The 13,294-nt window shown below is 58.9% G+C and carries 10 protein-coding genes; 2 read left to right on the top strand and 8 right to left on the bottom strand.

Annotated features, from left to right (window positions below; all coding sequences use genetic code 11):
- The first annotated feature begins 3 nt into the window (after positions 1 to 3).
- Entirely contained in the window at positions 4 to 1,038 is a 1,035-nt protein-coding gene (locus AC5S3R_RS08225; protein ID WP_494266541.1) for a 2-oxoacid:ferredoxin oxidoreductase subunit beta, read from the top strand.
- 86 nt (positions 1,039 to 1,124) lie between these two features.
- Here the strand turns inward: AC5S3R_RS08225 and AC5S3R_RS08220 are convergent, their stop codons facing one another.
- From AC5S3R_RS08220 to AC5S3R_RS08195, 6 genes are all read right to left on the bottom strand, one after another.
- On the bottom strand, positions 1,125 to 2,066 hold the full coding sequence (locus AC5S3R_RS08220; protein WP_494266540.1) for a tetratricopeptide repeat protein: 942 nt from the start codon (positions 2,064 to 2,066) through the stop codon (positions 1,125 to 1,127).
- A gap of 115 nt (positions 2,067 to 2,181) precedes the next feature.
- Entirely contained in the window at positions 2,182 to 2,922 is a 741-nt protein-coding gene (gene pal, locus AC5S3R_RS08215; protein ID WP_494266539.1) for a peptidoglycan-associated lipoprotein Pal, read from the bottom strand.
- A 142-nt stretch (positions 2,923 to 3,064) separates the two neighbouring features.
- Complete coding sequence (gene tolB / locus AC5S3R_RS08210; RefSeq protein WP_494266538.1) at positions 3,065 to 4,435, bottom strand: Tol-Pal system beta propeller repeat protein TolB; 1,371 nt, start codon at positions 4,433 to 4,435, stop codon at positions 3,065 to 3,067.
- 97 nt (positions 4,436 to 4,532) lie between these two features.
- Positions 4,533 to 5,366, bottom strand: a complete 834-nt coding sequence (locus AC5S3R_RS08205; protein WP_494266537.1) for a TonB family protein — start codon at positions 5,364 to 5,366, stop codon at positions 4,533 to 4,535.
- A 5-nt stretch (positions 5,367 to 5,371) separates the two neighbouring features.
- The gene (locus tag AC5S3R_RS08200; RefSeq protein ID WP_494266536.1) at positions 5,372 to 5,794 is read right to left on the bottom strand and encodes an ExbD/TolR family protein; all 423 of its coding nucleotides are present in this window, start codon (positions 5,792 to 5,794) and stop codon (positions 5,372 to 5,374) included.
- A gap of 5 nt (positions 5,795 to 5,799) precedes the next feature.
- Positions 5,800 to 6,606: a MotA/TolQ/ExbB proton channel family protein gene (locus AC5S3R_RS08195; protein WP_494266535.1), complete on the bottom strand. Its 807-nt coding sequence runs from the start codon at positions 6,604 to 6,606 to the stop codon at positions 5,800 to 5,802.
- A 138-nt stretch (positions 6,607 to 6,744) separates the two neighbouring features.
- Between AC5S3R_RS08195 and recN the strand changes: the two genes are divergently transcribed.
- Entirely contained in the window at positions 6,745 to 8,427 is a 1,683-nt protein-coding gene (recN, locus tag AC5S3R_RS08190; RefSeq protein WP_494266534.1) for a DNA repair protein RecN, read from the top strand.
- A gap of 144 nt (positions 8,428 to 8,571) precedes the next feature.
- On the opposite strand, the gene AC5S3R_RS08185 is transcribed toward recN, so the two are convergent.
- Positions 8,572 to 11,658, bottom strand: coding sequence for a TonB-dependent receptor (locus tag AC5S3R_RS08185; protein WP_494266533.1), 3,087 nt, complete (start codon positions 11,656 to 11,658; stop codon positions 8,572 to 8,574).
- Positions 11,659 to 11,755: 97 nt separating this feature from the next.
- Positions 11,756 to 12,880, bottom strand: a complete 1,125-nt coding sequence (locus tag AC5S3R_RS08180) for a hypothetical protein (protein WP_494266532.1) — start codon at positions 12,878 to 12,880, stop codon at positions 11,756 to 11,758.
- Positions 12,881 to 13,294 lie beyond the last annotated feature (414 nt).

Below are 13,294 nucleotides of genomic sequence, written 5' to 3'. Positions count from 1 at the left end.
GCCATGGCGACAGTACCCGCACCTAAAGTCAACCACATTGGCCTGCCTATCCTTGAGTACCGCGGCGGCAAGTCCACGCTTTGCGCGGGCTGCGGTCACAACGCTATCTCGGAGCGCATTATTGATGCGCTTTACGAGATGGGTGTTGAGCCGGAGCGCGTGATGAAGATGAGCGGTATCGGCTGCTCGTCGAAGTCGCCGGCTTATTTTTTAAGCCGTGCGCATAGCTTTAACTCCGTGCACGGGCGCATGCCTGCTGTTTCGACGGGCGCGATTCTCGCGAACCACACCATGACTACGGTGGGGGTGTCGGGTGACGGCGACTCGGCTTCCATCGGCATGGGGCAGTTCGTTCACCTTATGCGCCGTAATCTTCCGATGATTTACATCATTGAAGACAACGGCGTGTACGGCCTGACGAAGGGCCAGTTCTCGGCGACTGCTGATATTGGCTCGAAGCTCAAGACGGGCGTCATCAATGACCTTCCGGCTATCGATACGTGCGCGCTTGCTATCCAGCTTGGCGCTACGTTTGTTGGTCGCTCGTTCAGCGGTGACAAGAAGCAGCTCCTCACCATGCTCAAGGCGGCGATTGCGCACAAGGGGACGGTGATGATTGATGTCATCAGCCCCTGCGTTACCTTCAACGATCATGAAGGCTCGACGAAGAGCTACAAGTTCATGCAGGAGCATGACGAGCCCATCAATGAGCTTGGTTTCGTAGCCAGCTTTGAAGATATCGAAGTGGATTACGATTCGGGGCAGGTTTATGATGTGGAGCTGCATGATGGTTCCAGCCTGCGCCTCAAGAAGCTGCATGAAGACTACGACCCAACCAGCAAGATCAAGGCCGTGGAAACTCTCATGGAAGCTCACGAGAATGGCGAAGTGCTGACGGGCGTCTTCTACATCGATACTCAAAAGCCCAGCTTTATCGACCTGCTGAATGTGGTGGAAGAGCCGCTGGGGCAGCAGCCTGAATCCGTTACGCGTCCCTCGAAAGAGGTTCTTGCGAAGCTGATGGCGAATCTGCAGTAAAGCAGGAAGTAGAAACTGAAAAGCCCCGCGCTAGCGGGGCTTTTCTTTTGTGCCAGGTGTTCCCCTTGGGGAGATGCGTACGAACGTTATTGCTCCCGTGTTGAAGCTACGGTGGTTTTCACGCCCATTCCATTCAGCTTGCTCCGCGCCTGCATAGCCTCCGGAGAATTGGGCTTGCGGCGAATGAGGGAACGCAGTTCGGCGATTCCTGACTCGCGCTTGTTCTGGGCCAGCAGTGCGTATCCCTTGTGCAGTTGTGCTGCCGGAGCCTTGGAACTGGAAGGGAAGTTCTCTAACACTCCGTTGTATGCCTTCACCGCGTTCTCATAGTCCTGCGATTTGTAGGCAATTTCGCCGAGGTAGAACTGTGCGCCGCCTGCGAGGTCGTCCTGCGGGTAATACTGGATGACGTCCTGAAACTCGCCTTGCGCCACCTGGTACTTGCCGCCGTTGAAGTCGCGTACGCCGGCCTGGTATGTCTCCTGCAACGGGGGAGCGGCGTTGGCCGCTGGATTGGCTGCCGCAGCACCTGCGCCATTCATTGTCATGGCACCGGCACCTGCCGGAGCGCCACCGCCCGAAGGCATGGCCTGAGGCTGCTGTTGCTGCTGCAACTGTCCCTGCAAGTCTTGAATGGAGCGCTCCAGCTTGGCCAGGCGCGCTTTGACTTCATCAATGGAGTCATTCACGGACTGCATCTGCCCGGAGGTCTGGTCTACTTTGCCGCCCAGCGCTTCGTTCTGCGCTGCCACCTTCTGCTGCAGCGTGCCCATGGCCGCTGCCACCTGGTTGGAGTTGTCAGCCGTCTGCTCAATGAGGTGCTGCAGCACGCCAAAGCGCGAGTCCACGGTGGATTGCAGCCGCTGCACCAGGTCGGTGAGCTGCGCAACCTGCGCCTTCAGTTCAATCATGTCCTTCGACTCTGCGTGGGCAGGCGAGGGAGCAACGGCAAGCAGCGCCACGGCCAGCGACGCGGCGGCAAGGCGGGAACGGGTCAGCTTAAAAAAAGTTGGGCGGAAACTTTGCATGATTTCACCATTTCAAATGGAGAGGCCCACGCCGCTATTGCGAAAACGTGGACCGCTCCATTTCTCTCACCTTCAATTTTAGACGGACCTGATTCGGAATCAGGTTTACTCGTGGTTACTTGTCGAGTGCGAAGCCGCCACGACGATTCTGCTGCCAGCACTGTTCGTTCGACTCTGAGCAGAACGGCTTTTCCTTGCCGTAGCTGATAACGCGAATCCGGTTGGCTGCGATGCCGGCGTTAACCAGCGCAGTCTTCACGGACTCGGCGCGATTCTGGCCGAGGGCGAGGTTGTACTCGTTCGAGCCGCGCTCATCGCAGTAGCCGCCGATTACAAACCGCACATTCGGATGGCTGTTCAGGTAAGCGGCATCCTTCTGCAGCGTTGCCTGTCCGGGTCCGTTGATCTCGGCTGTGTCGTAATCGAAGAAGACGTCCTGCACGTTCTGGCGGAACTCTTCATCCTCGCTCAGGCCGCTGGAAGGAGCAGCAACAGCCGGGGGAGCGGAGACTGTTACGCGGGCCGTGTCGTCGGCTGTGCCGCCGTCGCCGCGAGCCACGAGGTGGTAGCTGGTGGAAGCCGTCGGAAGCACCGTTTTAACGCCCGAAGAGGGAACAGGGCCGATGCCGTCAATGGAGACGTTCGTTGCGTCCGTCGTATGCCAGGAGATGATTACCTGGTCACCGGAGGAAATCGTGGTTGGTGACGCCGAAATGTGCGCTGTTGGCGCTGGAGCCGTGGCAACGGGAGCCATTGACGAAGGCGGCAGCGGCTTTTCCTTCTTCTTGCAGCCGGCGACGGCACCAAGGGAAGCCAAAAGTAGAACAGGGGTTACCAGACGATACGAATATCTCACGACGCATCTCCTTCCGCAGCAGCGATCTTGTGTGCTGCCCACGCGTTAAAATTTTAGACCTCTTGGCAACAACATTTACCGCAATACGGAGCAGAGAAACGGTTCTGAATAGTTACGATGCAACTCTGGCAGCATTATTTGTTTATTTCCAGCTCCAGTTCGGCATAAAGTTGCTGCCGCCCCTGGTGAGCTGGTGCTGCTCGGTACCATCGGCAAGCATGGACCAGATTTCGGCATGCCCGCCCGAGCCGCGCTCGAAGACGATGTGCCGTCCATCGGGAGCCCAGCTTGGAAAATCATTGGAGCCTGACTCGTGCGTAAGCTGCATCCACCGCTTGCTGGCAATGTCCATCACATAGATATCCTGCCCGCCCGGCGCGCCCGGCCCGTACTTGCGATTCCAACTGAAGACGAGGAACTGTCCATTCGGCGACCACGAGGGTGAGATGGCATAGCCGCCATCGGTCAGCCGCTGCACGTTTGAGCCGTCCAATTCCATTGTGTAGATTTGCGGCAACCCGGTGCGTCCGCTTACAAAGGCGAGCTGCGCGTTGGTCTTGGGGTTCCATGTTGGCGAAACGTCCGCCTTGCGGAAGGAGGTCAACTGGCGGCCTCCGTTGCCATTGGCATCGGTTACCCAGATTTCCGGCGAGCCGGAGCGTGCGGAAGAGAATGCAATCCTGCTACCGTCCGCAGACCATGCGGGAGAGAAGTTGTTTCCGCCAGCGGAGCCGCCGGGGAAGCCTACGACGCGGCCAAGGTCGAGCGAGAACATGCGAATTGCCCAGCCTTCTTTGCCGAGTGAGGCGAAGGCTACGCGGCTGTTGTCAGGCGAGACGCGCGGCGAGAGCGAGATGGTTCCGAGGTGCGTGATGGGATGCGCGTTCTGTCCGTCGTAGTCCATTACCCAGATTTCTTTGGAGCCGGAACGGGCTGAGACGAAGTAAATCTTGGTTTCGGCAATGCCGTTGATGCCGCCGCCGAGACGCGCAATGATTTCATCGGCGAAGCGATGCGCAATGGTGCGGGCCATCTCCTGGCTTGCGGTCTCGCTGTACTGCTTGGTCAGCACGACGGGACTTGCGGCGTTGCCTGCGTCGTCCAGCCAGCCGTAGACAACCAGCTTGCCACCCATTGCGGAGAGCGCACCGAAGGCCACCATCGATGCAGAGGCCGGGGCGGCGGACCACTGCGGCAGGTGAATCTCCTGCGGCGAGCCGGGCGTTTCCTGCGGGGCGAGGCTCTTGGAGACCATGTCAAAGATACCTGCGTTCGACAGGTCGTTATAGAGCGTCGTGTCGAAGGTGGCCTTGAGCGCGGGTGTCTGCGGGTCATCGCCTACAGGCTTGAAATCTGCCGAGGCGACGCGAATGCGCGCATTGCCAAGGTTCGTGCCTGCGTGGACCCAGTCCTGCGCGGAGAGCGATGCGGCGCAAAGGCCAACGAATGCGAAAAGAACAGCGGGGAAGCGAAGAGATCTCTTATCCATGATGGAGTGCTTGCCTGAATTCATCTTCAGTGCGGTCCTTCCTGTATGACGGCCGGCCTCAAGAAACAGAGCCAAGAACTTTAAGTGCCAGCGTGTGAAGTCTGCTGGTGTATCTAAGCAATCAATACTCACAATAATACGAGACGTTCAACGTGCTCTGTCCATATCCCGGAGGAAGTGGACCAAATGTGTCTACACGGCGAGCCGCGTTGACGCATGAGCGGTCGAGTGTAGGGCTGCCGCTGGACTTGTCCAACTGCACGTTCGATGGGGTTCCATCGCGGGCGATGGTGAATGTCATGTAAACGCGCGCGCCCTTTGGCGTAGCGGGGTTTACCTCAAATTTGTTCCATGTTTGCCCCATCTTGCGGTTGATCTGGTTTACGTACCAGCCAAAGCGCGTGCCGAAGTCACCTTCGGTAACGGATGTGGGGCCCGGCGTTGTTACGCCCTGCACGGCGCGCGGAATATTATTGGCGGCCTGCTCGCCGTACTCGGCCTTGTTGGTGGGCTTTGTAATGGGCTGCTTGTTTGGCGTGGGGCGCGTGTCGGGCTTGACGGGCTGCTTGACCGGATTCGTCTTGGGCGCTGCCTTGGGTGCGGATTGCTTTTGTTTGCCGAGAACCGGAATCGCTGTCTCGTCGACCGCTTCCTTGGTTTTAGGCGCAGGAGCAGGGGGAGCAGGCGCGGGGCTTGGATGCTCGGTTGCCAGCACGTTCTCGTTGGGCGGCTGGTCGTTGGGCAAGGGAATTGTGCTTGTAATCTGTGCGCGAATTGCGCCGCCTGCGGCAGGTCCGCCCCATGTTGCAGGATGAAAGAGACCGCGCAGCAGGCCGAGGGCAATCACTACGCCAACAAGCGCAAGGTGCAGCAACACGGAGCCTGTGGCCGGGGCCGCAAAGGACTCTCCCGCCAGCTCTCGCTCCAGATGCTCGCCTTCGTATAGAGTGCTCATCGTCCTTATCGGGTCTTGCCTTCGAGCGGTTGCGTCACAATCGAGATATTGGTAATGCCGGCTTGCTTCACCGCGTCCATTGCGCTGGCAAAGACGCCGAACTGTACGCGCTCATCGGCGCGCAGATAGATGACCTTGTGCGCCGGGTCGGTTGTGCCTGCGCGCAGTAAATCCGGCAGTTGGTGAATGTTTACCGGCTTATCGCCGAGGAAGAGCGAGCCTTCGCGGTCAATTGACAGCACGATGCGCTGCTCGGTGATTTCTTTTACCGTGCGCGTCTTCGGCACGGCTACTTCAATGCCGGATTGCAGCACTGGCGCGGTAATCATGAAGATGATGAGCAGCACCAGCACCACGTCTACCAGCGGAGTGATGTTGATTTCCGCCAGCGAGGTCTGCGTTCGTCCATTGGCAGTGGTAAAGGCCATGCGGCTTAACCTCGCGTGGGCAGGTCACGCCCACCTTCCGCACTAAAGCGCGGCGCAGGGGCTGCCGGAGCAGCAGGAGCCGCGGCCCGTGAGGGAATCTCTTCCATCGAGTTCAACAGCTCGCGGCTGAAGTCATCAATGGTGGAGGCAAAGACACGCAGGCGCGACGCAAACTGGTTGTAAGCCACCAGCGCGGGCACGGCGACAAAGAGACCGGCGGCGGTGGTAACCAACGCTTCTGAGATGCCGGGAGCCACAGCGCGCAGCGTGGCCGCGCCCGCGGTGCCGAGGCCGTGGAAGGCTTCCACGATGCCCATGACCGTGCCGAAGAGACCGACGAAGGGGCTGACGCCGGCAATGGTTGCGAGCCACGTCAGACGCGATTCCAGCTTGGTGACGGCCTCGCTTGCGGCGGTCTGTGCGGAGCGCTCCAGCGTTGCCATGTTGCGCGGCGGGCCTGAGCCGCCTGTCTGGCGCTTGTAGGTCTCATAGACGTCTTCAAAGACTGCGGCCAGGGGGCTGGATTTGAAATCCGCAGCCAGCGTCGAAATCTCCTGCAGGCGCGTGGCCTTGCGGAAGGAGCGGACGAAGCGGCGGCTCTCATTCGTAACTTTTTTGAAGAGGGAAAGCTTGCCGAGGATGATTGTCCACGAATAGAGGCTGCAGATGAGCAGGACAATCAACACGAAGATGGCAACCGGACCCATGTTGTTCACCATCTCCATTAAGGCGGAGCTGTGAGCTGCCGGAGCCGCTGCTGCATCGCTGTCAGACTGCTGGAACAGAAATAATGCTGCGGTAAAAATAGACATAGACCTCTCGGATTTACGTTAACAGACGCAGCGGGTGCGTCCAAGTTATCGAGATGGTGCATCTTGTGCGATTCGTAGCCTATCGTAAAGAAAACATTGTGCCGTTCATGCTACGCTGTGCTCGGATTCGGTCAAAAAATGCTAGTTGAGTTGCGCGCGGAAAACTACGCTGTTATCGATCACGCCATCGCTGTTTTTGGCCCTGGGCTCAACCTGCTCACGGGCGAAACGGGCGCGGGTAAATCTATTCTCGTAGATGCACTTGCGCTGCTGATGGGCGGCAAGGCGTCGGCGGAAATCGTCCGCCATGGCGCGGAAAAAGCTGTCGTTTCCTGCGTTTTTGAGTCCACTGCTTCGGCAGAGGCTGTGCTGGAAGAGAATGGCATCGATTCCGAGGGCGCGGACATTATTCTGCGCCGCGAGGTGCTTTCCAATGGCAAGGGGCGCGTATTCATCAATAATCAGCCTGCAACGGTAACTGTTTTGAAGCAGCTTGCGCCGGAGCTTGCGCTGGTTCACGCGCAGAGCGAGACGCTTACCAGCTTTGACCAGGGGCAGCAGAAGCATCTTCTGGATCGCTTTAACAACATCTCGACGGATGCCGTTGAAAAGGCTTATGCGAAGTGGAAGGATGCCTCTGACAGGCTGCGTGACTTGCAGCAGGGCGAGGCGGAGCGGCTGAAGATGGTGGACCTGTGGAGCTACCAGGCCAAGGAGATTGAAGCGGCCAACCTGGAAGCCGGGGAAGACGATGCGCTCGAAACGGAAAAGCGCGTTCTGGCGAATGCGGAAAAGCTCTATGCCGCCGCGATGGGCGCGTTTGAGCAGCTTTATGAAGGCAGTTCTTCAGCAGAGGTGAGCCTGCGTGCGGCTGTGCGCAACGTGGAAGAGTTGGCCCGCTATGACAGCAAATTTTCAGAGGCTGCGCAGCAGCTTGAATCGGCGCGTGCCACTGTGGGGGACGTTGCCTCCAGCTTGCGCGATTATGCCGAGGGCATCAACGCCAGCCCTGACCGGCTTTCCGAGATTGAAGACCGCTTGGCTGCTCTGGACCGCTTGAAGCGCAAATACGGCAAGTCGGTTGCCGAGGTGATTGCATTTGGAGAAGAGATTAGCCGCAAGCTGGGCGAAGTGGAGAACCGCGACGAGGCACTGAAGACGCTGCGTGCGGCGGTTCAAAAGTCTTCTGATGAGTATCAAAAGGCCGCTTCCACCCTGACAGAAGCTCGCAAAGCCGCCGCGGAAAAGCTTGCGAAACAGGCAGAAGCGGAGATTAACTCGCTTGCGATGAAGGTGAAGTTTGAGATTGCTGTTCTTGACCTGCGCGACGAGCAGAACTGGAGCGCCAACGGCTGGGATGAGGTGGAGTACCGCATTGCCACTAACGCCGGGGAACCGCTGAAGCCGCTGCACGAGATTGCCTCGGGCGGCGAAATGAGCCGCGTCATGCTGGCGCTCAAAGTTGCGGTTGAAGAGCACTCGTCGAAGAACAACAGGAAGATTCCCACGCCTCGCACGCTGGTCTTTGACGAAATCGATATCGGTATTGGCGGGCGTGCCGCAGAAGCCGTGGGACAAAAGCTCAAGGCTCTCAGCCGGGGGCAGCAGCTTCTTTGCGTGACCCACCTGCCACAGATTGCCGCCTTTGCGGATCAGCACTTCCTGATTGAAAAGAGGGAAGCGGATGGCCGCACCAAGACGAATGTTCGCCTGCTCGACCAGCGCGCCAGTACGCATGAGGTTGCCCGTATGCTGAGCGGCGCCAAGGTTACCGATACCAGCCTTCAGCATGCCGCGCAGATGATTGCAGCTAGTCGCTAGCTGCGAAGGCTTTTATTTTCTGGACATTGTAGCGGTTTTCGCGAATTCGCATATAGTTTTAGGGTGTATCTTTCTAGTTTTAAATAACAAAGGCCGGAGCGATTGCTCCGGCCTTTGCTGTTATCCCACATTGAAGCAGGGAAGTTAGAACTGGAAGACTGCTTGCAGGAAGATTCGCCGTGCCGCTGAACCTGTCGGGCTGTTGAAGATGCCGCCAGCCAGCGTCGTCGAGTGCAGGAAGCCATCAGAGCCCAGTGTTCCATTGGGGCCGCCGTAGTTGATGTTGTTGAACAGGTTGAGGGCCTGTGCGCTGAGGTTCAGTGAGTAACGGTGGTTTGTGCCGCCATCACCCCCTCCGCGCATGCCTCCGCCTCCACGGCCACCACCACCGCCGAAGCCGCCTGGACCAAGGCCGCCTCCCGGAGCACCGCCTCCACGGCCACCGCCACCGCCGGGGCCACCACCGCCCGGAGGAGGTCCGCCGCCATTCTGGCCATTTCTGCGTCCGCCTGTCTCCGGACCGAATCCGAAGCTGCGGCTTACGCGAAGGTTGAAGGCAACCGCTGCCGGTCCCATGCCAATGTTGGCCGGAATCAACTGTTCGCCGGATACCGGGTCGGCGTCCATGCAGCCGAACGGCGTGGAGACATACTGTCCGCCCTGGTTACACTCCGCGTCCGTAGCTACGCCGGGGCGCTGGTTGCCAAAGCCGTTCAGGAAGTCGTTCTGCAGAACAACGTTGAAGGGCTTGCCAGCCTGCGCAATCAGGAAGGGGTTGAAGTGCAACTGCCATGGTCCTGTGTAGTTGGCCATTGCGAAAATCTGGTGCCGCGAAACAAAGGTCGCCGGGCCGTAATCCTCGCTGATGTTGTAGGCGTTCGACGCATTCGAGCCCGCGCCGCCGTCGCTGTGCGCAAAGCCCAGCGTGTAGAAGCCTACGAAGTTCAGCCGGGGGCTGATGCGCGCATTGACGCTGGCAATCAACTGGTCCTGCTTGAAGACAGCCTCGGGCGTGTACTGGTAGACATAACCGCCCGCGGGATTGACCGGGTAGACGCCATCGGCATCAGGCTGGTTGGCGTTGGTGGTTACCATCTGGTGCACGCCGAGCGAGTGCAGGTAGGTTAACGTCGCGCTCAGCGTCTTGGTCACCTGGCGTTCCAGGCTTGCACCGGCCTGTCCGGTGTAGGGCGATTTGTACTGTGCATCCAGACGGTAGCGCAGCGGAATGCCGCTGTTGTTTGCGGTTGCACCAGCGGTGCTGACCAGCGTGCTCAGGTCCATGTTTTCGAGCGACACGCCGGGAGCGGCGCAGGAGGTTGCGCTGGAGGGAGTTGTTTCGCCGCAGATGGGCTTGTTCAGCACAATCTTGTTTTGTATGTTGGCGTGCTGAATGCCGAGCAGGTTGGTGGTCTGGAAGCGGTCGTAGAAGATGCCCCATCCGGCGCGAAGAACAGTCTTTGGCTGTCCGCCCTTGTGGCCGTCGAGCGCGTAGGCAAGCGCAAAGCGCGGAGCCCAGTCATTGTGGTCGACAACGTGGTTCTGCGACTCAAAGCGAACGCCGCCGGAGAGCGTCAGGAACTGGTTCACCTTCCAGTCGTCCTGGAAGAACAGCGCGAGGTCGAACATGTTCGCCACGGCGTGCTGCTGGCCAGTGGTGTAGGTGGCTGTCGTCGGCGCGTAGCCCTGGTTGACCAGCGACTGGTAGGTCTGGCCTGCGAGCAGGCCGTTGGCCAGCGCGGCGTAAACCTGGCCTGCGGTGGTCTTGCCCTGGTCGGGAGAACTGAAACCGAACGAGCCGTTGAAGTTGGAGTCGGTAAAGTTGGCATCGCGTCCGTCGCGCAGGCGCGTGCCGAACTTGATGGCGTGCGTTCCGGCGCTCCACGTGGTCAGGTTCTGCAGTTCGAGGTGCGTTGTGTGGTCGCTGCTGGCCTGCGTGGAAGAGCCGCCGCCGACGAAGTCTCCGCCGCCCTGAATTGTGCGGGCGGTGGAGTAGGGCGTGACCGTCCCGTTGGTACGCTGATACTGCAGGCGCGTTTCGTTCACGATGTGGTCATTGATTACGTAGGAATCGCTGATCTGTATCGTGTGGTCGGTTGAAGAGGAGTGATAGGCCGCGCTGGGCAGTGCGCCGGATTTCAGGTTGTTTTCCTGCTCGTCGTCATAAAAGCCATAGCGAGCGGTGAAGGTGTTCTTCTCGCCAATCTGCCAGTCGATGCGCCCGGAGACGTTGGTGCGATTATGCTGCGTGGGCTGTCCGACGGAATAGTTGTCAAAAACCTGGTAGCTGCCATCCTGCAAAAATGCGGCTTCTCTCAGCAGAAAGGAGGTTACGTCGCCGATGTTGCGGCGCTCCGCGCTGGCAAAGAACGAGGTGTTCTTGTTGATGGCTCCGCTTACCGTGCCGTTGAACTGGTAGCTGTAATACGAGGGCACGCTCTGCACGAACGGATTGCCGGTGTTCATGCCGCTGTCATTGCCCTGGATGTAGAACTGGCCGTGCAGCTTGTCGGTGCCGGGCTTGGTCAGAATTTCAATACGGCCATAGCCGAGGCGGTCAAACTCAGCGGAAAACGGGTTCTGGTTGATGCGAATTTCGCGGATAGCCGATTTGGGCGGAAGCTGTCCGCCGGAGAAGCCATCGATATAAATCTGTCCGCCGTTCGGGCCTGCCGAAGGGCCGGCAAGTGCGGAGAGCTCGTTGGAAAGCTCATCGGGGTCGTCGGAAAGGGCATCGAGGTCTTTGCCCTTGAGCGTAATCGCGTTCGAGTTGCCGCTGGCCTCTACGTTGACCGTCGGAGCATCGTCGGTGACGATTACGTTCTGCTGCTCCACCTGGATGGCCATCTTGATATCGACGCGCTTGGCTGCGCCTGCGGCGATGGGAATCCCCGGCGACTGGAAGGGTGCGAATCCCGCGAAATCCGAGCGCACAACGTAGGTGCCCGGCTTCAGTCCGTGAATCTCGTAGTTGCCGGACTGGTCAGCGGTGGTGGAGGTTACGGTCTTACCATCGGGAGTGGCAATGGTCACCTTAGCGCCGGGAATCAGTGCGCCATCGGGGTCGGTGATGCGTCCGCGAATGGTTACCGTGGTTGCGGGAGTAGCGGCCTGCGATGCGGATACGGTGTCCGTCGCGGCGGGCGCAGGCGCCTGCGCCGTCAGTATTGCAGTGGAAGCTAGCGCCAGGGACAGCGGAAGCAAAAAGAAACGTTGAAATGCGGAATGCAAAGTTCCCCTCGTTATTCTCTTGAGACAAATCAAGTCAAGTGCACGTTGCCGTGCAAAATTTGGTACGAAAAATGGCCACCAAAGGTGTATTGCTGAATTACTGAACGCCGGCTGCACCTTCTCCGCCGCCCATGCTCCAGCTTGAGAGCAGGTCGCGGGCTGCGGGCGCTTCGAGCAGTGGTTCCACGCCCGCCAGCAGCATGATGGCGTTTACGTCCGTTGTGCCGTCCGAGGCTACGACCATGACGGCCTGGCCTTTTTGCAGATCGGAAAGTTGAATTGCGGGCGTGCGGTTTAGAAATTGCGAAGTATCGCCACCGCCACCGGGGCCGCGGCCATTGCCGCCGGGATTTTGTCCCTGGCCTCCGCCGCCTTCCGCCGTGCCACCTTTCAGGCGAGCAGCAATCATCTGCGCCATCCGGTCCGGAATGCGGTGCATCTGCGCGTCTGGTCCAATGTGAATGGTGAAGTTCTTCTTGGATGCCAGATCTTTAATGGAAACAGTCTTGGCCGCCGGGTCAATCGCGGCAATCGTTCCCGAAAGGTTTTTGAAGGTGCCGGAAACCACGGCATCTGCCGTGAGCGTTGCTCCATCGGGGCTCTTGTCGCCCCTGGCGCGCAGTTGGTCGCCTTCATGAATGGCGCCGATGGGAGCTGCCTGCGCCTGGTCGAAGTTCACCGAGTCCGCGGCATAGCGCTTCAAAACGGTGGAGGCCGTTGTCTTGATGGTGACCGTCTTCGCGGTGGGACCCGCGCCGGTTCCAACGGTGATTACGCCGCCGGAGGCATCGACGCTCTTTACGAGGCCGGCTATTCCGTTGCGCTGCCACTCTTCACGCTCTTTTTGCTGCTTTTGAGCAACGTCCGCCGCCTTGATGGCGACAATCTGACGGGCCGTGGGGGAAGAGGCGCTGGGGTCCAGCAGAACGAGCACGCGATCGCCCACGGCCAAATCCGTAAGAGCAATGGTTGCCGCAGAGCTCAGGCTTGTCTGGCCGGGCTCAATGCGCTTGACCACCACCGCTTCGGGAGTTGCTACATCATGTACTTCGCCTGCGTCAGTTTTTATGGTCAGCGTGCCGTTATTGATGGCGGTTATGGAGCCGAGAAAGCGTGCGGCGGCCTGCGCATGCGCGCCGGAGGTTGCGACAAAAATCAGCAGGGCGGCCAGTAGGGAAGCCAGCCCCGTAGCGGAAGTCGTAATGCGTGCCTTGCGTGTCATTGCTTCCCCTGCAGGCAAGCCCTTTACAACTGGCTCGCAACTGCAACTAAAAAATTCATTGCATCCAAACATGTAGACGTAGAAGTGTGCTAAAAGGACGACAACTAAAAGAATAGTTGAATTTCCTTAAGATCCCCTTAAGAACATGCCGGTTCGCTTGAGCCTTGCATGGGGTGAACAGGAAGGGCGCGGGGGAGTACTGACTTCATTATCAAGCTATATAGGTTGTGGTTCTGGAATGCGCCCCTATTACAGAAATTTTTCCGCCGCATTTGCGTGTTATTTCGACGGTTGTGTTCTATATATTTTCAGAGCAAAAAGCAGCCCGATCCCGGAGGGAATCTCTTCCCCTGTGTTTTAGCTAAGTCCTTTCGATTAAGCAGGTATGCGCTGTGGCTTGGGCGCATTTTGGGG

It is taken from the genome of Occallatibacter sp. FHG110214_02 (genome assembly GCF_059115385.1).
Note: the sequence above shows the minus strand (reverse complement) of the source record. Positions and strands in the feature narration are given on the sequence as shown.

Bases quoted from the DNA above. Each gene is read 5' to 3' on its own strand.
- AC5S3R_RS08225 (WP_494266541.1), top strand. From the start codon at position 4: ATGGCGACAGTACCCGCACCTAAAGTCAACCACATTGGCCTGCCTATC.
- AC5S3R_RS08220 (WP_494266540.1), bottom strand. From the start codon at position 2,066: ATGCAAAGTTTCCGCCCAACTTTTTTTAAGCTGACCCGTTCCCGCCTT.
- tolB (WP_494266538.1), bottom strand. From the start codon at position 4,435: ATGAATTCAGGCAAGCACTCCATCATGGATAAGAGATCTCTTCGCTTC.
- AC5S3R_RS08205 (WP_494266537.1), bottom strand. From the start codon at position 5,366: ATGAGCACTCTATACGAAGGCGAGCATCTGGAGCGAGAGCTGGCGGGA.
- AC5S3R_RS08200 (WP_494266536.1), bottom strand. From the start codon at position 5,794: ATGGCCTTTACCACTGCCAATGGACGAACGCAGACCTCGCTGGCGGAA.
- AC5S3R_RS08195 (WP_494266535.1), bottom strand. From the start codon at position 6,606: ATGTCTATTTTTACCGCAGCATTATTTCTGTTCCAGCAGTCTGACAGC.
- recN (WP_494266534.1), top strand. From the start codon at position 6,745: ATGCTAGTTGAGTTGCGCGCGGAAAACTACGCTGTTATCGATCACGCC.
- AC5S3R_RS08180 (WP_494266532.1), bottom strand. From the start codon at position 12,880: ATGACACGCAAGGCACGCATTACGACTTCCGCTACGGGGCTGGCTTCC.